The 24,340-nt window shown below is 53.7% G+C and carries 21 protein-coding genes and 1 pseudogene; 4 read left to right on the forward strand and 18 right to left on the reverse strand.

Going from position 1 to position 24,340, the window contains the following annotated elements; translation table 11 throughout:
- Positions 1–298: 298 nt before the first annotated feature.
- The 4 genes and pseudogenes from F6Y09_RS07400 to F6Y09_RS07415 form a co-directional block, all read right to left on the reverse strand.
- A complete protein-coding gene (locus F6Y09_RS07400; protein WP_152206282.1) occupies positions 299–1,855 on the reverse strand; it encodes a phospholipase D family protein in 1,557 nt (518 codons plus the stop codon).
- Between the two features lie 859 nt (positions 1,856–2,714).
- Positions 2,715–2,939 (reverse strand): annotated as a pseudogene (locus tag F6Y09_RS07405) (AMP-binding enzyme); the annotation flags it as partial.
- Between the two features lie 48 nt (positions 2,940–2,987).
- Complete coding sequence (locus F6Y09_RS20495) at positions 2,988–3,215, reverse strand: GDCCVxC domain-containing (seleno)protein (protein WP_425481818.1); 228 nt, start codon at positions 3,213–3,215, stop codon at positions 2,988–2,990.
- Positions 3,216–3,258: 43 nt separating this feature from the next.
- On the reverse strand, positions 3,259–3,522 hold the full coding sequence (locus F6Y09_RS07415) for an SHOCT domain-containing protein (RefSeq protein WP_218944117.1): 264 nt from the start codon (positions 3,520–3,522) through the stop codon (positions 3,259–3,261).
- A gap of 193 nt (positions 3,523–3,715) precedes the next feature.
- On the opposite strand from F6Y09_RS07415, the gene F6Y09_RS20105 reads away from it, so the two are divergent.
- The 3 genes from F6Y09_RS20105 to F6Y09_RS07425 all read left to right on the forward strand — a co-directional run bounded on the left by F6Y09_RS20105 (position 3,716) and on the right by F6Y09_RS07425 (position 6,083).
- Positions 3,716–3,886: a hypothetical protein gene (locus F6Y09_RS20105; RefSeq protein WP_179959364.1), complete on the forward strand. Its 171-nt coding sequence runs from the start codon at positions 3,716–3,718 to the stop codon at positions 3,884–3,886.
- Between the two features lie 305 nt (positions 3,887–4,191).
- Complete coding sequence (locus tag F6Y09_RS07420) at positions 4,192–4,923, forward strand: hypothetical protein (RefSeq protein WP_152206284.1); 732 nt, start codon at positions 4,192–4,194, stop codon at positions 4,921–4,923.
- A 161-nt stretch (positions 4,924–5,084) separates the two neighbouring features.
- Positions 5,085–6,083: a trypsin-like serine peptidase gene (locus F6Y09_RS07425; protein WP_152206285.1), complete on the forward strand. Its 999-nt coding sequence runs from the start codon at positions 5,085–5,087 to the stop codon at positions 6,081–6,083.
- Between the two features lie 112 nt (positions 6,084–6,195).
- Here the strand turns inward: F6Y09_RS07425 and F6Y09_RS07430 are convergent, their stop codons facing one another.
- Together F6Y09_RS07430 and F6Y09_RS07435 are read right to left on the reverse strand one after the other, a co-directional pair.
- Complete coding sequence (locus tag F6Y09_RS07430; RefSeq protein ID WP_152206286.1) at positions 6,196–6,486, reverse strand: DUF1330 domain-containing protein; 291 nt, start codon at positions 6,484–6,486, stop codon at positions 6,196–6,198.
- Between the two features lie 55 nt (positions 6,487–6,541).
- Positions 6,542–6,772 carry a DUF2798 domain-containing protein gene (locus F6Y09_RS07435; protein ID WP_152206287.1) on the reverse strand — a complete coding sequence of 77 codons (231 nt, stop codon included), beginning with the start codon at positions 6,770–6,772 and terminating at the stop codon, positions 6,542–6,544.
- Between the two features lie 221 nt (positions 6,773–6,993).
- Between F6Y09_RS07435 and F6Y09_RS07440 the strand changes: the two genes are divergently transcribed.
- A complete protein-coding gene (locus F6Y09_RS07440; protein WP_246180387.1) occupies positions 6,994–7,293 on the forward strand; it encodes a hypothetical protein in 300 nt (99 codons plus the stop codon).
- 175 nt (positions 7,294–7,468) lie between these two features.
- Here F6Y09_RS07440 and F6Y09_RS07445 read toward each other — a convergent pair whose 3' ends face one another.
- The 12 genes from F6Y09_RS07445 to F6Y09_RS07500 all read right to left on the reverse strand — a co-directional run bounded on the left by F6Y09_RS07445 (position 7,469) and on the right by F6Y09_RS07500 (position 24,258).
- Entirely contained in the window at positions 7,469–7,867 is a 399-nt protein-coding gene (locus tag F6Y09_RS07445) for a polyhydroxyalkanoate granule-associated phasin (protein WP_152206288.1), read from the reverse strand.
- A gap of 823 nt (positions 7,868–8,690) precedes the next feature.
- Positions 8,691–10,712: a P-loop ATPase, Sll1717 family gene (locus tag F6Y09_RS07450; protein ID WP_218944118.1), complete on the reverse strand. Its 2,022-nt coding sequence runs from the start codon at positions 10,710–10,712 to the stop codon at positions 8,691–8,693.
- 139 nt (positions 10,713–10,851) lie between these two features.
- Complete coding sequence (locus F6Y09_RS07455; protein ID WP_179959365.1) at positions 10,852–12,000, reverse strand: hypothetical protein; 1,149 nt, start codon at positions 11,998–12,000, stop codon at positions 10,852–10,854.
- A 108-nt stretch (positions 12,001–12,108) separates the two neighbouring features.
- The gene (locus F6Y09_RS07460; protein WP_152206289.1) at positions 12,109–13,392 is read right to left on the reverse strand and encodes a DUF6602 domain-containing protein; all 1,284 of its coding nucleotides are present in this window, start codon (positions 13,390–13,392) and stop codon (positions 12,109–12,111) included.
- Between the two features lie 261 nt (positions 13,393–13,653).
- The gene (locus F6Y09_RS07465) at positions 13,654–14,685 is read right to left on the reverse strand and encodes an IS110 family RNA-guided transposase (protein ID WP_152206290.1); all 1,032 of its coding nucleotides are present in this window, start codon (positions 14,683–14,685) and stop codon (positions 13,654–13,656) included.
- Positions 14,686–15,121: 436 nt separating this feature from the next.
- On the reverse strand, positions 15,122–16,810 hold the full coding sequence (locus F6Y09_RS07470; RefSeq protein ID WP_152206291.1) for an AMP-binding protein: 1,689 nt from the start codon (positions 16,808–16,810) through the stop codon (positions 15,122–15,124).
- Between the two features lie 41 nt (positions 16,811–16,851).
- Positions 16,852–17,442 carry a peroxidase-related enzyme gene (locus F6Y09_RS07475; protein ID WP_152206292.1) on the reverse strand — a complete coding sequence of 197 codons (591 nt, stop codon included), beginning with the start codon at positions 17,440–17,442 and terminating at the stop codon, positions 16,852–16,854.
- A gap of 76 nt (positions 17,443–17,518) precedes the next feature.
- Complete coding sequence (locus tag F6Y09_RS07480) at positions 17,519–18,418, reverse strand: hydroxymethylglutaryl-CoA lyase (RefSeq protein ID WP_152206293.1); 900 nt, start codon at positions 18,416–18,418, stop codon at positions 17,519–17,521.
- Positions 18,418–20,421, reverse strand: coding sequence for an acetyl/propionyl/methylcrotonyl-CoA carboxylase subunit alpha (locus F6Y09_RS07485; protein WP_152206294.1), 2,004 nt, complete (start codon positions 20,419–20,421; stop codon positions 18,418–18,420). Before F6Y09_RS07485 ends, F6Y09_RS07480 begins: the two co-directional genes overlap by 1 nt.
- 1 nt (position 20,422) lies before the next feature.
- A complete protein-coding gene (locus F6Y09_RS07490) occupies positions 20,423–21,280 on the reverse strand; it encodes an enoyl-CoA hydratase-related protein (RefSeq protein WP_152206295.1) in 858 nt (285 codons plus the stop codon).
- A 15-nt stretch (positions 21,281–21,295) separates the two neighbouring features.
- A complete protein-coding gene (locus F6Y09_RS07495) occupies positions 21,296–22,903 on the reverse strand; it encodes a carboxyl transferase domain-containing protein (protein ID WP_152206296.1) in 1,608 nt (535 codons plus the stop codon).
- Between the two features lie 188 nt (positions 22,904–23,091).
- Entirely contained in the window at positions 23,092–24,258 is a 1,167-nt protein-coding gene (locus F6Y09_RS07500) for an isovaleryl-CoA dehydrogenase (RefSeq protein WP_152206297.1), read from the reverse strand.
- Between the last annotated feature and the right edge of the window lie 82 nt (positions 24,259–24,340).

Here is a 24,340-nt window from a genome sequence, read left to right on the forward strand (position 1 = left end):
GGCTCACTCAGGGTTGTTGGCTCTTGTGGAGGCATCGCTGCCGGGTCCATCCATATCGGCTTCCAAACGCGGCCATCGGGATCAGCAAGGGAAGCAATAACGGGCTTTCATGCTTGGGTGAAACTGAACCTGTTCAGTCTTCGCGTTTTGAGCAAGGAGCAAGGCGCAAGGAGCGGGGGAGGGGGCACTTTCGGGCAACGACAAAAAGTGGTCAGGTCTTTTATTGTATCCTGACTACGGTTGGCTAATGGGTGTCCCGGGTTTCGATCACCACACAAACGCGTTCAAAAATGGCACATCAAAGCTGACTTTCAGGAACAAAAATCGACAGCAAATTGGTGTAAAAACGTTTCCAGAAGCCGGTTAGGGGTTCGCTATCGAATTCAACTAACTCACCGGCCTCGAGTGTTGTCCAGCGCAGGTTGCTGTCTTCATCCAGTGTCAACCGATAAGCCACCTGAATAATGTTTTCATCAAAAGCCCTCGATAGTCGTTGGCCGTATTCTGAGCTTTCAAACAGCACACCTAATTCAGTGTTCAGTGCCACCGAACGTGCATCCATATTAAAGGAGCCAACAAACACAAATCGTTTGTCTGCCCCCAAATATTTTCCGTGCAAACTGGCCAGCGAAGCCCCTGGCCATTTGGCTTTGGTTTTAGTTTCTTCCCCCCCATCTGCGTTTACGCGTTTATACTCGTACAGCTCAACGCCACCTCGAACCAGATCTTTACGGTAGCGTTGATATCCAGCGTGTACTATCGCCACATCGTTTGCAGACAACGAATTGGTCAATACCCGCACCTTGATTCCTTTATCCACCAGCCCCGTCAGGAACTCGGTAAATTTCGTACCCGGTACGAAATACGGAGATACTATAATTAATTCTGACTCAACATTATCCATCCACTCCTTTAACGTTGGCGCCAAATAGGTATCCTTTTTTACCCCCTTGCTCTCAACTTTATTCGGCTGATCATAAATCAGCTTCCACTGTCCCCACGAAAAGTTGATATCGCCTATTTCGGGTAAGGTATCGATATTGAAGGTACGCAAAGCATTGACGTAAGGTGTCAATTCGGCCTCAGCAATAAAATTGTTCGACCGAGCCTCCAGCGCTCGCCAATCGGGCTCGCTGGGGGCGTCCGGCAAACTCAAGGCGATCAACGGAAAAGCCCATTGGCTGTTCCAATACAGATCGAAGGACTGTGACACCTCATTCACCACCGGGCCAACCGCCAACACATCCATATCGGCAAAGCCAAACTCTCCAGACGCATCAAAATACTCATCACCGATATTTCGCCCACCGACAATCGCTGCCTGATTGTCCGCTATCAACGCTTTGTTATGCATGCGGCGGTTAATACGGCCAAAGTCGGAGACTATATCCATAATACGGGCGCTGCGATTCGCAAAGGGATTAAACAAACGTATTTCTATCCGGGGATGGGCATCGATAATGGCCAGTGCCTCATCCATTCCGGAGGTATTCAGGTCATCCAACAATATTCGCACCCGCACACCACGATCTGCGGCGGCCAACAAATAATTAAGCAGCATTTTCCCGGTGAGATCGTCGTGCCAGATGTAATACTGTAAATCGAGCGTCTTTTCTGCGTGCACTATCACAGAAAGCCTCGAGGCGAAGGCGTTGATCCCGTGCTCCAGAGCATGAAACCCGGATTGACCAAGATGCGCCTGCTCCTCGTTGCGGCTTACCAGGCCCAAGCGCGTATCGGCTGTATCCGTGCTCGCATAGCTAGGAGTACGTTCAACATTATTTGGCAACGAAGCGCAACCTGCGAGCAGAATTACACACGCCATCAGCCCAATACGATTGCAGTAATATCCCATATCCTTGACCTTTATATCCTTTACTTGGCCTTACCTCGGTGCAGTGGACGCTCCTGTCCAATGACAAAAGCATAGGAGGATTTGCCATGAGCAGCAAACATTACACTCCAGGATTCAAAGACGAAGCGGTCCGTTCTTCACCATAGTTGTCATCGGGAATGCCGGTTACCTGAACCTTGGCCTCGACAAACTGGAACGAGCCATTGACTGCAGGTTCCGCAAAAAACCGGCTATTTTCTCCGATTTATGGCCAATAACGACGCCTCTCGGATGCACGAGCAATATCCGGTGGGCCCGGCGCCATTAAAAGCCGAGAAAGGCTGGGACCGTTCTCGGGGCTGGACTTTTGATGTAGTAGCGGTCAGCGATACCGCGGGGCGGGTTGAGGATCAGGCGCTGCCAGAAAGTGCTAAGGAAAAACCTGTGAGGCGGACGCCTTAACGAAACCCGAGAAAGGAAAGAATCGCTAAAACGATAACCACCGCACCGACGATATAGACGATATTGTTCATTGAAAACTCCTCATTTTATAAATCCGACATCGGGCTTGCGCCGGCTTCCGTGTGGCGCGGGACGTAACTTCCTGTAAAGGCTGCTCCTTCGCCTCATCCGGTTTCAGAATAGGTAGTCGGCTTCGTCTGGTCTGTTCGCTGGCGCACTGAATTGTGAAAAAGGCGGGGCTCGTGGTTGCAACGATTGATTACCTGCTTGTTTCTGACTGCGAGTGTCCCGCAGGCATAAAAAAAGCGCCGTGCTCAATGAGCAGGGCGCTTTTTCAGTTACGGTAGGCTTACAGCTTCCGCCCGGCCCTGACAAATAGCCGGGGCCTCCGGATAACAGCAGGCCAGGGGGGTGCCAGTTACTTCTTCAGCCCCATTTCCTCAATAGAAATCTCCCGAATCTTGAATTTCTGGATCTTCCCGGTCACGGTCATGGGGAAGTCTTCTACAAACTTGAAGTTACGGGGGATTTTGACGTGGGCGATTTTGCCTTTGCAGAAGGCTTGCAGGTCTTCCGGGCTGACGTTGCCTGCTTCGGGTTTGAGTTTTACCCAGGCGATCAGCTCTTCACCGTACTTGTCATCGCGACGCCGAGCACAGCGGCGGCGTTCGAGCGCGTAATGCTGCGACTTTTATTGGCCAGGAGCACAACAACCTGACCCTTGCTGAATTGGCGGACACGGTACTGTGCCATATGAGCAAAAGACACAGCAGTCTCGCTGCTTCGGCTTCAGTAAACTACGACAAGATTCGCACTCGTAAAAGTACTGGCAGGAATCGGTAGGCATAGTTTCCGTTTTCTGGTGGCCACAGTTTGGGCATTTGATCGTCGACTCCAGAACTATATCGGCCATAATCATGCTCTTCTAGCGTTGATGGCACCCTTTTTGGGTGGTCCCCCAGTTAACTCTCAAGGTCTTTTTTGATCTGCTCAAACTCTTCCCGCGCTATCTCACCCTTTGCGTAGCGTTTCTTAAGTATCTCCATCGCCGTTTCGTGATCCTTATTATGATTCGACGGTCCTTCGGAGTTATTCCGCCACGGCGGCTTGGGCCCACCTCGGCCAAACACAAGGTAAAATACAATGATGAGGACCAAGACCATAACGAGTGGCATGACTATGGGGAAAACCCACCAACCGCCCCAGCCAAAATGTTCGGGACCCATAAGTTTTCTCCTGTTTCGACGATGCTTAGCCTATAACGCCAGCCAGCCAGGACCAAAACCGGATCAGATTTATTTTTAAGCCTGTCGAACTTGCTTAAATAATTCTGAAGATCATGTAGCCAGCCTCCCATAGTCCGTCTTCGGGAGTAGGCTGGTAGTTGGCAAAACAAACCTGCCACTACAGGAGGCTGACATGAGTCTATTCTGCGCCATTGATCTTCATTCCAACAACAGCGTTGCCGTCATTATCGACGCTCAGGACAACGTCGTTTTGCAGCGACGTCTGCCAAACGATATTGAGGTGATCAAAGCGGCACTACGTCCTTTCCAGGCGGAGCTCCACGCACTCTCCCAAGCACGCTGAGTGCCTGATGCGCCCTGACCGTGAACCACTCTGAGACTGGCACCGCGAGAGCGGCTAACCATCTGAGGGAACCAAAAACCGCAACAAAAAAACGGTCAGGTCTTTTATTGTGCCTTGACTCCGGCTGGCTAATGGGTGGCCCGATTTCTTTTGAAAGCGTCACCTTTTTTTACAACTTCCGCTTCGTCTCATTTACGCCCTTTGCGTAACTGGTTAAATAATCGCCTTTATCAAAAGGGTGGCTTAAATGCTGCGTCCATTTTCGTGGTGTTTGAATTCACAATGCTGAGATTAAGGGGAACGGCATGCGTCGTATTTTCGGAAATCTCGCAGCCTTGATTTGCCTTGTTGTCTTTTCCATACCGGCCCACGCAACACTGGAGGGCTATAACAGTTGCGAGGGGGCCAATGCTTGCCTGGTAGCACCGGACGAGGCGCCAATCCCTGACCCTATTGTGGCGAACCCCAATGATGGAGTGCTTCTTGGGTGGGACGAAAAACAGAATGTAACGTTGACGGAAAATCTATATGTAAACCGGGTTGCTGATCCGGATTCGGTTTTTATAGGCATGGATTCCGCAGGAGTCTTTATTGAAGCCGGTACGGTGGTTTCGAGCCATTACTTTCAGTGGGACCCGGGTAACGGAAGTAATTCCAGAGTTACGTCCCAGCTGAACTTCGACTCTGAGATTTTTGCCTTTATCACCAGTGACACCAATCTGTTTGGCAGTGATGATCCGTTAGGTCTTGACGGATTTGATTATGCGGACTTCGGACTTCGAGGAGTGGAAAGCGGTGATACCACGGATTTCGCGCCGGGAGGGGATGACTCACTGGTGGATATCAGCTGGAGCGCTTCAAGCCCCGGAGACTGGACCCGACTTATTACAGCATTTTCCCCGGGGGGAGGTGACCCTGATGAGCCGTTACCTCCTGTGGCGTCGGTGCGCGAACCTGCCACCTTGATGTTACTGGCACTGGCGCTAGTGGGACTGACTATCCGCAGCCTGCTCGCCAGACGCCGGCATCATAAGTGATACGGCCTCCGGAGAAAACCGCTTCAATCTGACGGCGATTCCAATACCGGGACAGAAGTATTCAAGCAAGTTCGACAGGTCTAAAAATAGATCTGTTCCGGTTTCGGGTGTTTATTGGAGAAGCTACTTGTTTGACCGATCGCTCGTGCCGGGAGGTGACAATGGCAAACCAAAAGGGCCGGCGTGCCCGCAAACGTGATGGAAAAGGGGAGTGCAACACGGATCGCCCGATGCTCCGAGTGTTGTGCGAGGATATCGACCGCGAAGCGCGGAAGAAGGTGCCGAAGGAACTCCGGGGAATCGAAGGAAGGATGGAGCTTGAGCCGTTCAAGGTGAACATGCTTTCTCCCGACGATCTCGAGAACGTTTCCGACGAGGCCCTGGAGGCGTTCCTCCCGGCATGGGAAGCCATACGAAGTAAACCGGATCGCGCACTTCGCCAGGAAGGCTACCGGCCCCGAATCCGATTCCGGGGCAAGGAGTTGCAACCGGCGGTCGTATTGGGGACGGACGAACGACGAACCTACAACGATCGATCCTATCCCTGGGGGTGCGTGTGCAAGGTCGTGACCAGCGTCGGTAGTGGGTCCGGCGTGTTAGTGGGGCCCCGCCACGTACTTACCGCCAGCCACGTGGTCAACTGGTCGGTGCCGGGAGGTGTCAACGGCGTCGTGGAGGTCCACCGGGCCGGAGCCACGGTCTCCGCAGTCTCAACGATCATACGCGTTACCGCCTTCACCCGGGTCACGGGCTCCGTCGGGTGGACGGAGCTCGACGAGGACTACGCGGTGCTCGAGACTGCGGATGCGATCGGTGACCGGTTCGGTTGGCTCGGTACCCGCCGCTACAGCAGTAGTTGGGATGACGAGCCGTACTGGTACAACATCGGGTACCCCGGCGATGTGGGAGGGGCGATGTGGCCGACCTGGCAACGCAGCAAGTGGCTGGACGAGCATGCCTGGGACTTCGGGTCCGGCCGCGCCATGGATACCAACGCCGATATCAATCCGGGGAACTCCGGCGGGCCCATGTTCGCCTGGTGGTCCGAAGGGCCGTACGTGGTCGCTGTGGTCTCCGCGCACGACGTCGATGATCGGGAGAACTTCTGCGCAGGCGGTTCCGACCTGGTCCGGGTGGTACGGACTGCCCGGGGGATCTGAGCCGAGTCCCGATCAGATTCCCCGGTGACGCTTGTGCGCTGAGATTCCAAGGAATCTCGCGCCTGGGCGACTTCAGGCATGATGGTGGGGTTTTTCAAGCATGGCAAGATGCCTATGACTCGGATTCATAACTGATCAGATCCACGTCCGCCGCCTGGTTACGCAGAGGCACCAGTTCCTGATAGGCAGCGGAGCTGTGCCACTGGATCACGGCTTCCGGGTCCGGGAAGCGGATAACAACGGTATCCGTGTGAGGGTGTTGCCCGCTCAGCACTTTCGCCCGCGTGCCACGTAGCACAAGCTCGGCACCCCACGGAGCGAGTGTGGCGGGTACCTTGCTCCGGTATTCTTCCCATTTGTCCGGGTCCTTTACGGTGATCTGGCCGATTACGTAGGCTGTCATTGTTTTCTTCTCAGGCTCGTTCAGAACGGACTCCGTGTCGCACAGGGATTGAGAATCAAGCCTCTTCCTTCAAAGCCAGGCTGACCAACTTGTGAACCACTGGCGACACCACCATTATAGTAGTTAAGGCGACTGCAAACGCAAAGAGCCAGGCATTCAGCCAGATTGAAATGATATTGCTGACCCAACCCACGTTAAAAACACTGATCACCAGCGACAAGATGCGGGACATCAGCAGTGACATGAAAAACGAAAACACGATTCTGTGATATTTGCGGTCAATCATTTTTTCTCACTTCACGACATTCGTAGGAGCCCGGCTCCGTGGCAACCGAAACGGGATTTGGCTCGTTGTCCCTCAATTCTCGTAGTTCTTCTATGCCCATACTTTGTGGCTAACGTTAATATTGAGCAAAAAATAGATCTGGCCCGGTTTTCAGTTAAGCCGAGCCAAAAGTGGAAGAGCCTGCACCAACGCCTGCCGCGAAACCCCAATGGTAGGACGAGGTGCGTGTCGTTCTTGGCCCCGGTGAAGGCACCGAGTACAAACTCACTATGAACGAAGGTGCCGTTGCTCGCTATTCATGGGTATCCGAGGGCGGCCCCATCAATTACGACACGCACGGTGACGGCAGTGGCCAATCCATCTCTTACGAGAAGGGCCGGGGCGTTCCGGAAGATGAAGGCGAGTTGGAAGCAGCATTTACCGGCAACCATGGTTGGTTTTTTCGCAACCGGAACGATAATGACATCACGCTGGTGCTCCGTACCGATGGTGACTATGGTGAGCTGAAAAAAGCGATGTGATGAAGCAAAGCTGAATAATCGGTGTCGGGTCCCGGAAAACAAACATGTTCAGAATCTCGCCCCGGTAAGTTCGGGACCGTTATCCCTACGCAATTTACCGGGATAGCCTCGCCAGGCGATGATGCGCTCCAGTACCCGAATAACTCTCGGGGCTGGCTAATGGGTGTCCCGGTTTCTAACGGCGTTTGGTGCGTGCCAGACGTTTGGCATTCGCCGTGGCCTTGCGATGAGCCGGTGCGATGCCTTTGTTCAGAATACCAAGGACGCCATTTTGCAGGTCGACTGCTATGCGTGCGGGGGCGTGACCACCTGCCCAGAAGGAGCGGAAAAAACCAGCCGCCAGCGCCTGATTGGTTCGGATGGTCTGCAATGCCATGGCGTTCAAGGATTCTTTGACCGCGTCCACCTTCTCCGCTGACATCAACTGGAACTCCTTGCGGTCGCGCTCTGAAGGAGTAAGGCCAGACGCTGCCATACGAGCCAAGCGATGAGCGATAACCTGCGGAGCAGCGATTGCGAGGCCGACGATCTTTGCAGCGAAGGACTGTGCATTGCGATTGCGGTGAGTTGGCATGACTACCCTCTGGTTGCGCTACGAGAATGGTGCCTGAAGTTCACACCTTTGCATATTGGCCCCGGCGACCTGATATCGATCATCAACTGGCCCTTCATACTATGTGTCAGCCCTTGGGACCACAACGTCCTTTCATGAATTCTGCGCTCCCCAAAGTTACAGAACTGTCATTGCGACTCCGTCGCTGGTTCGCTCTGATGGGCACTGTCGGAATGGCTGAATCAGAAATCTGAATGAGTCTCCACGCACTCTCCCGAGCACGCTGAGTGCCTGATGCGTCCTGACAGTGAGCCAATCTGAGACTGGCGTCGTGAAAGCGACTAACCATCTATCTGTACCATTTGGACGCGGTCAGGCACCGATGCTTTTTTGGGGAAAGCCAGGGAATAGCTCGGTGAGCTATCCTTGATCCTGATGGGTGTCTGGTGCGGATCAGTCCGTAACCAATGTTGAAATAGCGGGTGTGCATCTGAGGGAACCAAAAACCGCTATAAAAAAGCGGGCAGGTCTTTCCTTGTGTCTGGACTATGGCTGGCTAATGGGTGTCCCGGTTTCTCGCTTTCAAGCGAAGAAAGAGCGCTCTTGATCTGCCCACTCTTTCAGTTCCTCCAAAGATTGGAATTCGCGTGGACCTGTATCCAGTTCCAGAGTAATGAAAGATTTCGCTTCCTGCTTTTCTTCTGACTCTGACATAAGCCGCTACTTTCGTTTGATATTTAGGGGGATATAACGTTTTGCTCACCGGAAAATTAGGCGCGCAGCGGGTAATTTTTCCGAGTGCAGCAATTTGTTAGATATTTACGATATTTTACGGATAAAATAGTCATGCCTGTCGTGTATATGACTTTCTTTGAACCCCCCTTTTATTGCTTGGCGTAAAAAAAACTTCCATATCTTTCTGCGTTAATATCATGACCAACCCGGATTGGTTCCTCGTAGCGATATTAGAAACATGCTTTAGGTAGGACTCTTTTACCTCATCTCCCCTAAAAACAATGATGCCAAATCGTCCAAAGGTGTCGTTTAAATAATACTGAAGCTGGTGAAAGTCGTCTGCCTTCAAATCTGTATAGTTTTTGCATTCCCATACAATTTGAGTAGCCCCATATTTATTTCTAACCATCTCCCAGAATCCACCCGTAGCCCTATTAGAGGCGACCCAATCTCTTATTGTTGTATTATCGAGAGTCCTTTCAGAAGGGTGGACATTGGTTAACGATCTAAAAAAACATAGCCTAATTATGTTTCCAACTACTTCTTCAAATTCTTTGGCTCCATCCCTTCCGACAGGCAACTCCTTTAATTGCTTAAGGACATCTTCCAACGTCATTTTATAATCGTCTAGCTGAAAACTTTCAGGAATTTCCTCCAAGATGCCCTCATTTTTCAGCATTACCTCATCTTTTAAGTCTGAAATAAGCACAGGTCTCAGGTTTAGCGCTTCGTGGTAGGTGGGGTGTATTTCGAATATGGTGTTGTTATCAAAGGCAGGTTTTGCGTTTGAGTCTTTTCCAGACTCTTTATACTGAGTTCCTCCTTTTCTTTTGATTCCAAGGAAACCGATTCCGTAAAGAACCTCGACGAATCTGTATGGTGTTGTGTGATCGAACAACCAATCTTTACAATGCTTTGAAATGGATTCATTTATCAAGAGTTTCTGAATAAAATCTTCCACTGCATTAACTGTGAACTGATTACCCAAACCGTAGAAATATTCCAACACTAAACTAATATTTGGATAATTTTCTGCAAACTCATCTTCAAGGTCCTTTAACCGGCTGGTGCTATACCTTATTGATGCATCATTCAAGTCTTGATGGGTTATCTTGCTATTTCCATCATTGATAGCATTATCAATTGCATAACTACAGAGCATCAACACATCTCTTGGGCGATGTTGACAAAGCTTCATCACTCTTGCTGCGCTTGATTCTTTACCATCCTCCTCAAAAAAATAGCTCCAAGCTTCGCCTCCAAGTTTAGGTTTGGTATTAAATGGTCTTACTAGCCTTCTTTCGACTAGCTCAATAAGCTTCCTTTCAGACCACTCAAGGAATACCGATGAAGTTTCTAATCTGGAGAATTCGTTATCTAAAGCCCTTATTCGGTCATATATATTTTCCCTTATAAAAATGTAGGGTCGAATGAAATTGGAAGAGGCTCGCAGCCTGACCGTAGCGTGCATTAGCGCCATAAGGCAGATTATTGCCGACTCTGATCCATCCCAAGACTCATCCAATCTATCAACCAGAAGAATGTAGTCATACGCGCCGTTAGTAGCAATAGAATTGGCTTCTTGAATTATTTCCTTGCTTCTTTTTATTTGCCTTAACCACAACTTATCATTTTCTTTGGTATATGCTTCAAAGATCTCGTCTGTTAAGTTGAGAATACGGGAGTCAAAGTCACAATCCTCTATCAAGCCTCTTTCACGCTTTATATGATCGTATGACCTATCAAACTTGAAGATTCCGTTTTCGGCCCATGCTTTGATGACCTCATCTACCAAGGCTCGCTCCATCGAATGCATCAACGACTTGAACGGTCTCTGGCGGGTATCGAAAAACTCCTCATGCTCAAGAGGCAAGGTAAGAAGATCAAAAATCTGAGGAATAATGTGAATACACCGTTGAAATTTTCTTTGGACTTCAAAGGTAATTGCAGTTTTCCCTGCACCTCGCCTGCCAATATAAAAACAGTTTTGCCCGTCTGGATCTAGCGAGCTTAGGGTAGACGGAGTTGCGACAAATAACTCAGGATCTGTTCTGATAATATCGTATTCAGCAAATGCTTGCCCGATCTTAACCCTTTTGAGCGCATCCTTTGGTAATTGTATTTTTCCCATTTGCTCTCCAAATTTTCTCCAGACTCTATCTAACGCCCTACTCATCGGTTTGGTGAAGTTGGCGACTTTTTTGCTTAAGCGAAAAAGGTGTCAGCTTTATCAAATTCGCGTGCAGCAACTTGTTATGATTTTTATATATTTAGTTGCGCACGCAGAAGTCTAACATATTTTTTAGAAGCTCTTCTCTATCTAGAAGATTGCCATTAAGTATGACCTCCCCGAATGTATCATCTATAATTCGTTTTCCTCCATTTAATTCGGTCAAATGTACATGGATACCTTGTTCTTGGGGTCTTGCACCAGTCCATACTACCGCCGGAGTTGATGCCCATATTTCATAATCTACTTCACCTTTGTAATCATCAATATTTAACTTTTTATCGACAATCTCGTACTCATTTCCGTACTTGAAGTGATCATGCAAAACCTTCAAAGGGTTTGAAATTATCTCAGGCCTAGTCCATGTACTATCATTCCCGCAATTGGCACAGAAATGCTTTGCATGAGCCTCTTTTGCAAACTTACCTAAATCAAGATGTGGAAACCCGCACTTATTACAGGACACACAACCAAGATCGCTAAATTTATTGGAAATAAGTAGTTCAAAAAAATCGATTATTGCTGGAGGCGTAATTTGAATCTGATCTATTTCAGTAGCTCCAAAAAGATCCGCTTTTCCAGGGTTTTTACAAATTATGGCTGGGTAATTATCATCAATTACTTTATTTGCCTCCGCTTTGTATCGTGCGTGTACATGAACAAGCGGTTGACAACTCTCAATATCATTGCTTGATAAGGCCGCAGGGAGAGCGCACCATATTCCAATTTCATCAAACTCATCTATATCAACAACCAAAGGGTTCTTTATATAACTGAACCTCATGTCTGCGTTACCACATTTTATTTCATCATCATTTTTATGATTAATCTTGTCAGCCTTCACGCCCCAATAAACTAAGTGCGTCCTGCAATACCAGCGCGGCTTCCCATTACGAAATTTACCGGCCCTTATTATTTCGCATGGTAATAGCGCGTCATCTCCAGAATCGCCATCAAATTCACCCAAAACTGAAGATGAATCGACAGCAATATTCCCCATTGTTGACTCGAATGACCAACAAACAGCTTCTCCTGGCACTAGATCAAGCGGTTTAGCATCTTTGGTGAGATCCTCTATTGATACTCTTCTTACGAAGCGCTTCTTAGAAACGCCGCTTTCCTTAACCCATTCATACTCCCAAATTTCTACTTGGTCAGAGTTCTTATTGTATCGACGTGTCTTAAACATAGTGAATCCTATTTACAAATAGCCTGAAGCTCATAACGACCGCAGCATGCGCGGCTTTGGAATGGAGGCAAAGCCGGAATGTAAAAGACGTCGCCGTGCCTGCAATGGTTATATTTTTTTACCCAAGGATTTCTTAAGCCAAGCTTCCACTCTCCCTGTGTTGTTCTCGGCAACCAGAAATTTTCCGTCAGGGGAGATAACTGCAACGAGACTTTCAGTAGTTAGCTTTAGTAGCGAGCCATCAAGAGCTATGTGACCAGAGCCAATCATGGGCCTTAAAAATTCCTCAACTGAGCCACCTTCTTTCTCTGCAAACTCCACAAAACCTGGTTCGTTAATATCAATGTCCTCATTGGTCAGTTTTGTGAAAATGGCGTACTGGGAACTCGTTACTTCCAAAGGCTCCCACTCAGATGATGTCGCGCGGGATTCAAGCGTCTTGGGTGATAGCTCTTCGTACCGCAACTCCCAGCCACTTTGCTCCTCACCGAAAACGGGTTTGGCCCTCAAAAACTCGTTCAATCCCTCAATTTCGAGATCGTCTCCCCAAGGCATTCGGACGTTGAACTCAAGCTCTAACTTCGTCCATATCATCTCAAGGATAAAGACAATCGGATTGGCTCTGCTTGAGCACATGAAATCCCAGTACCCATCGCGCATTGGAGACGAGTATGGCCTGCCATTTGCCTTTACAAGTGAATTACCGCCGCAAACGATTAACTGAGGAAACGCACTAACCCCGAACCCTGGGCCACTGCCTTGTTCTTCCAAAAACTTGATCAACCCTTCTCTCAAACCGTGCTCTGTTGAATAACCATGGTAGCCAAGAACGATTCTGAGCGGCGTCAACTGCTCCATGAATACCGTTGTGTAGATCAACTCGTTCTCTTTACTCAGCTTTTCTCTTTCGTGATAGTTTGGAGCAGCAACTCCAGTGATTTGCGAGAATATTCGATAAGAGGACGATAGATCCACTCGGCGATTATTTTTATGCTTGCCCTCGAATAGATATTTTGAATAGCTCTCCGACACTTGGCGCAACTTGAGAAACGAATCTATTAGATCCTTGGAGTAAAGGCCCTTTTTTATTTCGAGGACCGCAAGAACGTCACGCACGTGCCACTTATAGGCATCCGTGTAAGGAATTTTCTCGCCCTCGCCCTGAACAAGCATACAGTCCATTTGGCCAGAGACGTGTTCGTCGCCATCCGTTACAAAACCACTCACAATGCGCAGATTAAGCTGTTCGGGGATTGATCTATTTAGCAGCTCAGCAGACAAGCCTTCGTACATGTCGCCGATAGTAGGACCGTGCTTGATAGCGTATGAATCAAGCTTTTTGGTTTCCTCCTGAATGAATCCTTGGAGCATTTCGGCGACAGTTCTTATCATCGGTTATCCTTAAAAATATAACATCTATGGACGCCCCGGTTTGTGCGAGTAGGCGACTCGATCACAATGCGGTTATGCAGCCATCTATTCGGATTCTTTATGAGGCAGCGCCTCGATCCCTGATGAAATCCGCCGACCTGGGTCTAAACATTTGGTCGTTCTATTATGAACGATGTTAGGACCAGACTTTCCAGGCCGCGGTTCGAACCGTATCGCCATCAATGTCATACCTACCTACGCACAACCATGAAGTTCGTTTTGCTATCTCTGGCCAGCAACAAGTGCTTCAGAGTACGTCCGTTCTCTGTACTGCATGGCCCACGCAATGCGCGCCAGTTTGTTGGCCAAAGCCACAATCACCACATTATGATGAGTCCGGGCAGAAAGCTGTGCCAGCCAGCCCGTGACCGAGCGTTTAGGATTCATGTGCCTGATCACTGCTCTGGCACCATGAATTAACATCCGCCGTAGATACCCATCGCCCCGTTTGCTGATCCCCAGTAAGCGCGATTTGCCCCCGCTGGAGTGCTGACGTGGGACAAGGCCCAGCCAAGCCGCGAACTGTCTACCCGATTTGAACGATTGACCCTTGCCCACGGTGGCTACCAGTGCTGAGGCCGTCAGCCGACCGATACTGGGTACGGCTTCAAGACGCTGGCATGCTTCGTTACTTCGGCTTGTCAGGTCAATCTCGACATCCAGTGCGGCGATCTCACCATCCAGCCCGCGCAGCCTTGTCCGCATTCTCTCTACCTGGCGCTGCACCAAGGCGGATAAGGCGGTGCCATAGTGGCTGTAGTCCTCTTGGAACCAGTGCTTCAATCGCTGTGGCCCCGTAGGCGTTACTACACCGAATTCTGCGAGCGTGGCCCGAAGCCGGTTAATCAGTGCCGTCCTGTCCCGAGTTAAACCCTCTCTGTCCCGATGTAGAAGCAGTATCGCTTGCTGTTCCTCCGTCTTGATGTCAACAAAGCGCATGCCCGGCCGGGTAACCGCCTCGCAGATGGCTTCGGCATCAGCGGCATCATTTTTGTTCGTTTTCACATAGGCCTTGACGTATTGCGGTGCCATAAGTCGCACGTCGTGCCCCAACATCTGCAGCTGCCGCGCCCAATAGTGCGAGCTCCCACATGCCTCCATACCCACCAGACACGGCTTCAACATCGCGAAAAACTGTAGCAGTTGAGCGCGCCGCAACGCCTTGGACTGAAGACAGCAACCTTTCTCGTCCGCGCAGTGGACTTGAAACACATTTTTCGCCAAGTCGAGACCAATAACAGATATCGTTTCCATGACTCACCTCTCAACTGAGTTCACAGGCCATTATCAGCTTAAGAGGGGCGTCCATCCCATTATTTGTATATGTGTCGCCACGATCATTTTTCCAGAGACTCATATGTCCAAAAAGTAATATTCAAACCTAGGCACAAAATACCGTTAGGTCAATGAGTTCCGCCAATCTCGTAGAATTCGGTAGCTACGAAAGTGATCGTTTCGATCACTATTCCATTATTTTTTAAACAGTTAACTTATTGAAGTGTATCGAGAATTAACGACTATGACGAACTTTTCCGGGATATTGGTCGCAACGATTGTTTTTCCATATATTGTTGACTTAGAGTCTCCTGAAGCCACAAAAAAAGCGCCATGCTCAGTAAACAGGGCGCTTTTTCAGTAAAGGCAAGCTTGCAACTCAGGCCGAGCCTCAGAAAATAGCCGGGACTCCCAATTACTTCTTCAACCCCATCTCCTCAATAGAAATCTCCCGCATCTTGAACTTCTGGATCTTCCCGGTGACGGTCATGGGGAAGTCTTCCACAAACTTGAAGTTGCGGGGGATTTTGTAGTGGGCGATTTTGCCTTTGCAGAAGGCTTGCAGGTCTTCCGGACTGACATCGCCGGCTTCGGGTTTGAGTTTTACCCAGGCGATCAGTTCTTCACCGTACTTTTCATCGGGAATGCCGGTTACCTGTACCTCGGCCACGGCCGGGTGGGTGTAGAGGAATTCTTCGATTTCTTTCGGGTAGATGTTCTCGCCGCCGCGGATGACCATGTCCTTGATGCGGCCAACGATCTGTACATAACCGTCTTCGTCCATTTCCGCCAGGTCGCCGGTGTGCATCCAGCCAGCTTCGTCGATGGTTTCGCGGGTTTTCTCTTCGTTGTTCCAGTACTTCAGCATCACGCTGTAGCCGCGAGTGCAGAGTTCGCCAATTTCACCCCGGGGCAGGACGGCACCGGTGGCGGGGTCGACGATCTTGTTTTCCAGGTGGGGCTGGGTGCGACCCACGGTGGTGACCTGCTTCTCGAACGGGTCGGTAGAGCGGGTCTGGGTGGACACCGGGCTGGTTTCGGTCATGCCGTAGGCAATCTGCAGATCCTTGATGTGCATCTTGCCGTTGACCTGCTTCATGACTTCCGACGGGCAGATGGAGCCCGCCATGATGCCGGTGCGCAGGCTGGAGAGATCGAACTGCTCGAAATCCGGATGGCTGAGTTCCGCAATAAACATGGTGGGCACACCGTACAGTGCGGTGGCCTTTTCTTTGTGCACAGCCTCCAGTACCGAGCGTGGCTCGAAGCCTTCACCGGGATAGATCATGGTGGAGCCGTGGGTCACGCAGCCCAGGTTGGCCATGACCATACCGAAGCAGTGATACAGCGGTACCGGGATAACGAGCCGGTCGTGCTCAGTGAAGTTCAGGCTTTCGGCAACGAAATAGCCGTTGTTGAGGATGTTGTGGTGGGACAGGGTGGCGCCCTTGGGCGCACCGGTGGTGCCGGAGGTAAACTGGATATTGATGGGGTCATCAAACTGCAGGGTGGCCTGCACCTCGTCTACCTGTGACTGGTCCGCCTCGTCGGCGTGCTTGAGGAACTCCGCCCAGGACCACATGCCGTCGTGAGGCCGGGTATCCAGGTTGATGATGCCTTCCAGCTGCGACAACCGCTCGGACTCCAACTGGCCCGGAGGGCAGTTTTTCAGCTCGGGGGCCAGTTCGTACAGCATGGCGCGATAGTCCGATGCCTTGAACGCATCCGCTGTCACCAGAAACCGTGTGCCGGCCAGGTTAAGGGCGTATTCCAGTTCGTGAACGCCGTAGGCCGGGTTGATGTTGACCAGAATCGCGCCGATCTTGGCGGTGGCAAATTGGGTGACGGTCCACTCGTAGCGGTTGGGGGACCAGATGCCAACACGGTCTCCGCGTTTGGCGCCTATGGCCAGGAAGGCCCGGGCACAGCGGTTCACTTCGGCCTGGAACTCGCGGTAGGTCCAGCGGATGTTCTGGTGCAGGGCAATCAGGGCATCGTTGTCGGGGAATTGCCCGGAGGTGCGGTCGAGCATATCGCCGATGGTCATGCCGAGCAGCGGTTTGTCGGAGATACCGCTGGTGTAGCTGGGTAGTATCGGGTTCATGGTCTGCCTCCAGTTGTTTTTGTAGTGGAGATCCAGCGGGCTTATTCCCCCGGCTGGCGGCTCTGGCTGTGATATTCGGGATTCGGCCGCATGTCACTGGCAATCGCCACGCGGTTGGTCATGTTGTAGAAGCCGATAATATTGCTCAGGTCCCAGATCGCCCGGTCACTGAAGCCGGCCTGACGCAGTGCCTCGGTATCCGCTTCGGTCACGGTCGCCGGGGACCGGGTGAGGGCAGAGGCGAAATCCAGCATGGCCCGGTGGCGGGGGCTGAGGTCAGCACTGCGATAGTTCATCACCAGGTGCTCACCCAGAGTCGGGTCACCGCTGTATTTACGGACGGCGGCGCCGTGGGCGACCAGGCAGTAGAAACATTTGTTTTCGGATGACACCACCACGGCGACCATTTCCCGCTCCAGCTTGTCGAGCTCGCTTTCCCCCAGCATCATCTCGTTGTAAATGCGGGTGAAGGCGTCCAGCTGGGCCAGATTCTGGCTGTAGGCTTTCAGCACGTTGGGGACCATCCCAAGTTTGGTCTGGCAGATCTCAAAGTAGCGACGGGTTTCTTCCGGCAGGTCGTTTAGTTCCGGTACCGGCAGGTTCAACCCCGTTGGTTTGTGGTCTTTGGCCATGGTGGCTTGGTCCTTATTGATCGCTGTTGTTATGAGTATCCTGGAACAGTTGCCTTCTCACCCGTTAAACGTGGTGTTATACCGACATCGCCTGGCCGACTTTCGAGCCGTTGCGACGCTTCAGCTGCTGGCTGATCCAGTTGCCGGTGGCGACCAGTTTGTCCAGATCCACACCGGTTTCGATACCCAGCCCGTTCAGCAGGTAGAGCACATCTTCGGTGGCCACGTTGCCGGAAGCGCCCTTGGCGTAGGGGCACCCGCCGAGGCCGGCCACGGAGGAGTCAATCACCGCGACGCCTTCCTCAACCACCGCATAGAGGTTTGCCAGCGCCTGGCCGTAGGTATCATGAAAGTGAGCCGCCAGGCGTTCCATGGGCACCTGTTTGGCCACCGCTTCCAGCATGCGCTTGGCTTTCAGGGGCGTGCCGACGCCTATGGTGTCGCCCAGGGAAATCTCGTAGCAGCCCATGTCCAGCAGGGCCCGGGCAACCGTGGCGACTTTTTCCGGGGCGATCTCGCCTTCGTAGGGGCAGCCCAGCACCGTGGACACATAGCCGCGGACCTGAATGCCGGCTTTCTGGGCCGCTTCCATCACCGGCTGAAAGCGCTCAAGGCTTTCGGCCACGGAGCAGTTGATGTTTTTTTGGCTGAACGATTCGGACGCCGCACCAAACACCGCCACTTCATCGGCGCCCGCGGCCAGGGCATTCTCGAAGCCTTTGAGATTGGGTGTCAGCACCGAGTAGCGAACACCCGGTCGCCGCTTGATGCCGGCCATTACCTCGGCGCCATCCGCCATTTGCGGCACCCATTTGGGCGACACAAAGCTGGCGGCTTCGATATGGCTCAGGCCGCAATCGCTGAGACGATCAATCAGGCCGGTCTTAATGGCGGTGGCGATGACGTCGCCGGGCTCATTCTGCAAGCCGTCGCGAGGGCTCATCTCCACCAGCCGGATGTGGTTGGGAAACGCCATCAGATGGTCTCCTCTTCTGTTACGTCAATCACATCAATCGCCAGCAGTTCGTTGCCTTCCGCGACCTGGTCGCCTTCGGCAAAGAACAACTCGCTGACGACGCCGTCGGCAGGCGCCCTGATGGAATGCTCCATTTTCATGGCTTCCATGATCACCAGGGTCTGGCCGGCGGTAACGGCGTCACCGGCGGCTACCAGAATCGCCACGACGGCACCGTTCATGGGCGCTTTCAGGCTGCCCTCGGCGGCCAGGTCCTGGGTGCCGAAGGTTTCGCGATAGATCGTACAGTTAAAGGTATCACCTTCGTAGAACAGCACCAGCTGATCATTGTGGAGGTTGCCGTGCACGCTCAGGCGATGGCCATTGATGACCGCCTGCAGGTAGTCGTCATCGAGCCGGGCGTTGAGGTGATAGACGCTGTCGCCGACGAATACCTGATAGTTCTCGTCCCGTTCCAGAATCTTGAGCTCGTGTATTTCTTCACCCACTTGCAGATGCAGCGGCTGGGCATACTCCGAGTTCATGCGCCAGCTATTCTGACGGGCAAACGGCGACCAGACATCGGCACTTTGCCGCTCCCCGGCCTTGCGCTGTTGCAGGACAAAACCGGCGGCGAGCACCAGGGCTTTGTGGATGTCGAGCCGGGATTTCGGGAACAACAGGTCGCGATGATTGTCGATAAAGCCGGTATTGAGGTCTGCTTCGCGAAACGGCTGGGCGTCTGCCAGCGCGTGCAAAAAGCGGATGTTGGTTTTGACACCCGCGATACGGTAGTGCTCAAGGGCCTGCACCAGACGGTTGATGGCCTGTTCGCGATTTTCATCCCAGACGATCAGTTTGGCGATCATCGGGTCATAGTGAACGCTGACTTCATCGCCTTCCACCACCCCGGTATCGACCCGTACATGGGCGCTTTCATCGGGGCTGGTCAGGTAACGCAGGGTGCCGGTGGCAGGCAGGAAATCCTGGTCCGGGTCTTCCGCGTAAATACGGGCTTCCAGGGCATGGCCCCGAATACGCACCTGGGATTGCTCCAGCGGCAGGGGCTCGCCGTCGGCGACCCGCAACTGCCATTCCACCAGATCCTGGCCGGTCACCATTTCGGTCACCGGATGCTCCACCTGCAGGCGGGTGTTCATCTCCATGAAGAAGAAAGACTCGTCCACGTCGTAGAGAAATTCAACGGTGCCGGCGCCGACATAATTGATCGCCTGGGCAGCCTTGACGGCGGCTTCACCCATGGCTTTGCGGGTCGCTTCCGACAGGCCCGGGGCCGGGGCTTCTTCCAGCACTTTCTGGTGGCGACGCTGCACCGAGCAGTCCCGCTCGGCCAGGTAAACGGCGTTGCCGTGCTGGTCACAGAACACCTGGATTTCCACATGCCGGGGCTGGGTCAGGTAACGCTCGATCAGCATGTCCGGGTTGCCAAAGGCGTTCTTGGCTTCGCGCTTGGCCGCGGCCAGGGCGTCATCGAATTCGCCTGAGTTGTTCACTACGCGCATGCCTTTACCACCACCACCGGCCACGGCTTTCAGCAGCAGCGGATAGCCGCATTTGTCAGCCTCTTTGCGGAGCGTGTCCGGTGACTGGTCGGCTTCATGATAGCCCGGCACCAGAGGCACACCGGCGTCTGACATGATGGCCTTGGCGGCGGATTTGGACCCCATGGCCGCGATCGCGGAAGCGGGCGGCCCGATGAAGACCAGGTTATTGGCGGCACAGGCCTCGGCAAAGTCGGTGTTCTCGGACAGGAAACCGTAGCCCGGATGAATGGCCTGGGCGCCGCTGGCGAGCGCGATCTCGATAATTTTATCTGCCCGCAGGTAGCTCTCACTGCTGGGGGCAGGCCCGATCCGGAACGCTTCGTCGGCCATGGCAACATGGCGGGCATCGTGGTCAGCATCAGAGTAGACGGCGACACAGCGGATGCCCATGCGATGGGCGGTCTGGATAATCCGGCAAGCGATTTCGCCCCGGTTGGCGATCAGGATTTTGCTGAACATGTTATTTTTTCTCCTGGGAGCCCTGAACACCATTGTCCGGAATCCAGCTGGCGCGACGTTTGTTCAGAAAAGCACTGAGCCCTTCCTGGCCTTCTTTGCCGACGCGAATATCGGCAATGCGCCGGGCGGTGTCTTCAATGACGTCTGCATCTATGGCTTTATGGCTGACGGCGAACACCAGATCCTTGGCGGCGCGCATGGCTTCCGGCCCGTTCTGGGCCAGTTGTGCCAGGAGCTCGTCGCATCGGCTTTGCATGGCGTCGTCGGAATCTTCCACCACATGCACCAGGCCAAATGCCTGGGCCTGTTGGGCATCAAAGACTTCGGCTGAAATAAAGTAACGCCGGGCCTGACGCTCGCCAATTGCCCGCACGACGTAGGGGCTGATCACCGCGGGAATCAGGCCGAGTTTGACTTCGCTGAGGCAGAACCGCGCTTGCTCGGTGGCGATCACGATATCGCAGCAGGCAGCCAGCCCGACGGCGCCACCGTAAGCGGCACCCTGAACCAGCCCGATGGTGGGTTTGGTCAGGGTGTTCAGGCGTTCCAACAGTCGCGCCAGCTGGCGGGCGTCGGCGAGGTTGTCGCCGTGGCTGTTGTCTGCCATGCGTCGCATCCAGCCAAGGTCAGCGCCGGCGGAGAAATGCTTGCCTTCGGAGCGCAGGATGACGATCTGGGTGGCCGGATCGTTTTCGACTTCCTCCAGGGCATTGATCAGCGCCTGGATAATCACGTCGTCAAAGGCGTTGCGTTTGTCCGGGCGGTTCAGCACCACTTCGGTCACGCCTTCGGCGCGGCGATTAAGTAGCACCACGGATTGTGAGTCTTGAGCAGTGTCGGTTGGTCTTGTCTCAGTCATCTGATGTCTCCCCGCTTACATCCGGAACACGCCGAAGCGTGTCGGTTTGGCCGGTCGGTTAAGGGTGGCGGACAGGCTCAGGGCGACTACTTCACGGGTCTGGGCCGGGTCGATAACGCCGTCGTCCCACAGTCGGGCGCTGGCATAGTAGGGGTGGCCCTGGCTTTCATAGGTATCAATGATGGGCTTCTTGAACTGTGCTTCTTCTTCGGTGCTCCATTGCTGTCCCTTGCGCTCCATGCCTTCACGCTTAACGGTCGCGAGCACGCCGGCAGCCTGTTCTCCGCCCATCACGGATATCCGTGCGTTGGGCCACATCCACAGGAAGTCCGGGCTGTAGGCGCGGCCGCACATGCCGTAGTTGCCGGCGCCAAAGCTGCCGCCAATCAGCACAGTGATCTTGGGCACGTTGGCGCAGGCCACGGCCATGACCATCTTGGCGCCGTGCTTGGCGATGCCTTCGGCTTCGTGCTTCTGGCCCACCATGAAACCGGTGATGTTCTGCAGGAACAGCAGCGGGATGTTGCGCTGGCAGCACAGTTCAATGAAGTGCGCGCCCTTCTGGGCCGACTCGCTGAACAGGATGCCGTTGTTGGCGATGATGCCCACCGGGTAGCCGTGGATATGGGCGAAGCCGGTGACCAGGGTCTGGCCGTAGAGGCGTTTGAATTCATCGAACTCGGAGCCGTCGACGATGCGGGCGATGACGTCGCGCACGTCGAACTGTTTGCGCAGATCGGTGCCGACGATGCCGTAGATTTCCTCGGCGTTAAACAGCGGCGCCATGGGCTTGCGGATCTCCACGTCCGCCGGTTTGCGGCGGTTGAGGTTGGAGATGCAGCGCCGGGCGATTTCCAGGGCGTGGGCGTCGTTTTCGGCGTAATGGTCGGCCACGCCGGAAATCTTGCAGTGTACGTCGGCACCGCCCAGGTCTTCGGCGCTGACCACTTCACCGGTGGCGGCTTTTACCAGCGGCGGGCCGGCCAGGAAGATGGTGCCCTGGTTGCGGACGATGATGGATTCGTCGGCCATGGCCGGCACGTAGGCGCCTCCGGCGGTGCACAGGCCCATGACGACGGCGATCTGGGGAATGTCGTCGGCAGACATGCGGGCCTGGTTGAAGAAGATGCGACCGAAGTGGTCCCGGTCCGGGAAGACTTCGTCCTGGCGGGGCAGGTTGGCGCCGCCGGAGTCGACCAGGTAAATGCAGGGCAGGCGGTTCTGCAGGGCGATTTCCTGGGCGCGGAGGTGTTTTTTTACGGTCAGCGGGTAGTAGCTGCCGCCTTTTACGGTGGCGTCATTGGCGATGATCATGCACTCGGTGCCGGAGACCCGGCCGATACCGGTGATCAGGCCCGCGGCCGGAACGTCTTCATCATAGACGTTGTAGGCCGCCAGCTGGGACAGTTCCAGGAACGGTGAGCCTTCGTCCAGCAGCCGGTTGATACGTTCCCTTGGCAGCAGTTTGCCCCGGGCAAGATGGCGCTCCTGATAGGAAGCGCCGCCACCGTTCTGGATAACGGCAACCTTGTCCTGAAGGTCCGCCACGGTTGCCGCCATGGACTCCCGGTTGGCCTGGAATTCGTCAGATCTGGGGTTTATTTTACTTGGTAGTACCGTCATGGCTCTGGCTTCCTGATACGGGTGGCCTCGGCGATGGTGGGACCGCTTTCCGGGAACCGCTGCGAGCACATTCATGTGCGCTTCTCTCAGGCCGTCCCTGGCCTTCGAGATTCCCGGAAAGCGGTCCCACCACCACCTGGTCATACTTTGGGTGCGAGCATCCGCAAAACAATAATTCGAATAGTGGCTTACTTGTTCAGGTACAGTTCCCGGCCGATGAGCATTCTCCGGATTTCGGAGGTGCCGGCACCGATTTCGTACAGCTTCGCGTCACGCAACAGGCGGCCGGTGGGGTATTCGTTGATGTAACCATTGCCGCCCAGCAGCTGGATGGCGTCCAGAGCCAGCTTTGTGGCCATTTCGGCGGAATAGAGTATGGCGCCGGCGGAATCCTTGCGGGTGGTTTCACCGCGATCAGCGGCCATTGCCACCATATAGACGTAGGACTTGGCGGTATTCATCAGGGTGTACATGTCTGCAACCTTGCCCTGTACCAGCTCGAATTCACCGATGGCCTGGCCGAACTGCTTGCGTTCGCGGATGTAGGGTACGGTGACGTCCAGTGCCGCCTGCATGATGCCCAGCGGGCCGCCGGCGAGTACCAGGCGCTCGTAGTCGAGGCCGCTCATCAGAACCTTGGCGCCGCCGCCGAGTTCGCCGAGGATGTTCTCTTTCGGTACCTTGCAATCCTGGAACACCAGCTCACAGGTATTGGAGCCGCGCATGCCGAGTTTGTCGAGCTTCTGGGCCTGGGTGAAACCCGGGGAGCCGCGCTCGACAATAAATGCGGTGATGCCGCGGGGTCCGGCCTGGGGGTCGGTCTTGGCGTAAATGACATAGACGCTGGCATCGGGGCCGTTGGTGATCCACATCTTGTTGCCGTTGAGGACGTAGTGGTCGCCGGCATCCTTGGCGGACAGTTTCATGGACACGACATCGGAGCCGGCATTGGGCTCGGACATGGCCAGCGCGCCAATGTGTTCACCGCTGATCAGTTTGGGCAGGTATTTCTGTTTCTGCTCTTCGGTACCGTTGTTGTTAATCTGGTTAACACACAGGTTGGAGTGGGCACCGTAGGAAAGGCCGACCGACGCAGACGCGCGGCTGATCTCTTCCATGGCAACCACGTGGGCCAGGTAGCCCATGCCGGAGCCGCCGTAGGCCTCGTCAGCGGTGATGCCCAGCAGGCCCATATTGCCCAGTTTCTTCCACAGATCTTCAGGGAACAGGTTGTCATGGTCGATGTCCGCCGCCCGGGGCGCAATTTCGCCGGCCGCAAAGCCGTTGATCTGCTCCCGCAGCATGTCGATGGTCTCGCCCAGGCCGAAGTTGAACTCTGAATATTGTGAAATCATGGTCGTTACCTTCTTTGCGATACGTCGGTGTTAGGTGAACGCCAGGGCGAATGCTGGGGTTTCCACTCCGGCCCTGGCGTTA

Origin of the sequence: Marinobacter changyiensis, assembly GCF_009193265.1 — a bacterium.
In the GTDB taxonomy this organism is placed as follows: domain Bacteria; phylum Pseudomonadota; class Gammaproteobacteria; order Pseudomonadales; family Oleiphilaceae; genus Marinobacter; species Marinobacter changyiensis.

What these genes read in the sequence shown, in the direction of transcription:
- F6Y09_RS07400 (WP_152206282.1), bottom strand. Translation starts at nt 1,855, where the DNA reads ATGGGATATTACTGCAATCGTATTGGGCTGATGGCGTGTGTAATTCTG.
- F6Y09_RS20495 (WP_425481818.1), bottom strand. Translation starts at nt 3,215, where the DNA reads ATGATTATGGCCGATATAGTTCTGGAGTCGACGATCAAATGCCCAAAC.
- F6Y09_RS07415 (WP_218944117.1), bottom strand. Translation starts at nt 3,522, where the DNA reads ATGGGTCCCGAACATTTTGGCTGGGGCGGTTGGTGGGTTTTCCCCATA.
- F6Y09_RS20105 (WP_179959364.1), top strand. Translation starts at nt 3,716, where the DNA reads ATGAGTCTATTCTGCGCCATTGATCTTCATTCCAACAACAGCGTTGCC.
- F6Y09_RS07420 (WP_152206284.1), top strand. Translation starts at nt 4,192, where the DNA reads ATGCGTCGTATTTTCGGAAATCTCGCAGCCTTGATTTGCCTTGTTGTC.
- F6Y09_RS07425 (WP_152206285.1), top strand. Translation starts at nt 5,085, where the DNA reads ATGGCAAACCAAAAGGGCCGGCGTGCCCGCAAACGTGATGGAAAAGGG.
- F6Y09_RS07430 (WP_152206286.1), bottom strand. Translation starts at nt 6,486, where the DNA reads ATGACAGCCTACGTAATCGGCCAGATCACCGTAAAGGACCCGGACAAA.
- F6Y09_RS07435 (WP_152206287.1), bottom strand. Translation starts at nt 6,772, where the DNA reads ATGATTGACCGCAAATATCACAGAATCGTGTTTTCGTTTTTCATGTCA.
- F6Y09_RS07445 (WP_152206288.1), bottom strand. Translation starts at nt 7,867, where the DNA reads ATGCCAACTCACCGCAATCGCAATGCACAGTCCTTCGCTGCAAAGATC.
- F6Y09_RS07450 (WP_218944118.1), bottom strand. Translation starts at nt 10,712, where the DNA reads ATGGGAAAAATACAATTACCAAAGGATGCGCTCAAAAGGGTTAAGATC.
- F6Y09_RS07455 (WP_179959365.1), bottom strand. Translation starts at nt 12,000, where the DNA reads ATGTTTAAGACACGTCGATACAATAAGAACTCTGACCAAGTAGAAATT.
- F6Y09_RS07460 (WP_152206289.1), bottom strand. Translation starts at nt 13,392, where the DNA reads ATGATAAGAACTGTCGCCGAAATGCTCCAAGGATTCATTCAGGAGGAA.
- F6Y09_RS07465 (WP_152206290.1), bottom strand. Translation starts at nt 14,685, where the DNA reads ATGGAAACGATATCTGTTATTGGTCTCGACTTGGCGAAAAATGTGTTT.
- F6Y09_RS07470 (WP_152206291.1), bottom strand. Translation starts at nt 16,810, where the DNA reads ATGAACCCGATACTACCCAGCTACACCAGCGGTATCTCCGACAAACCG.
- F6Y09_RS07475 (WP_152206292.1), bottom strand. Translation starts at nt 17,442, where the DNA reads ATGGCCAAAGACCACAAACCAACGGGGTTGAACCTGCCGGTACCGGAA.
- F6Y09_RS07480 (WP_152206293.1), bottom strand. Translation starts at nt 18,418, where the DNA reads ATGGCGTTTCCCAACCACATCCGGCTGGTGGAGATGAGCCCTCGCGAC.
- F6Y09_RS07485 (WP_152206294.1), bottom strand. Translation starts at nt 20,421, where the DNA reads ATGTTCAGCAAAATCCTGATCGCCAACCGGGGCGAAATCGCTTGCCGG.
- F6Y09_RS07490 (WP_152206295.1), bottom strand. Translation starts at nt 21,280, where the DNA reads ATGACTGAGACAAGACCAACCGACACTGCTCAAGACTCACAATCCGTG.
- F6Y09_RS07495 (WP_152206296.1), bottom strand. Translation starts at nt 22,903, where the DNA reads ATGACGGTACTACCAAGTAAAATAAACCCCAGATCTGACGAATTCCAG.
- F6Y09_RS07500 (WP_152206297.1), bottom strand. Translation starts at nt 24,258, where the DNA reads ATGATTTCACAATATTCAGAGTTCAACTTCGGCCTGGGCGAGACCATC.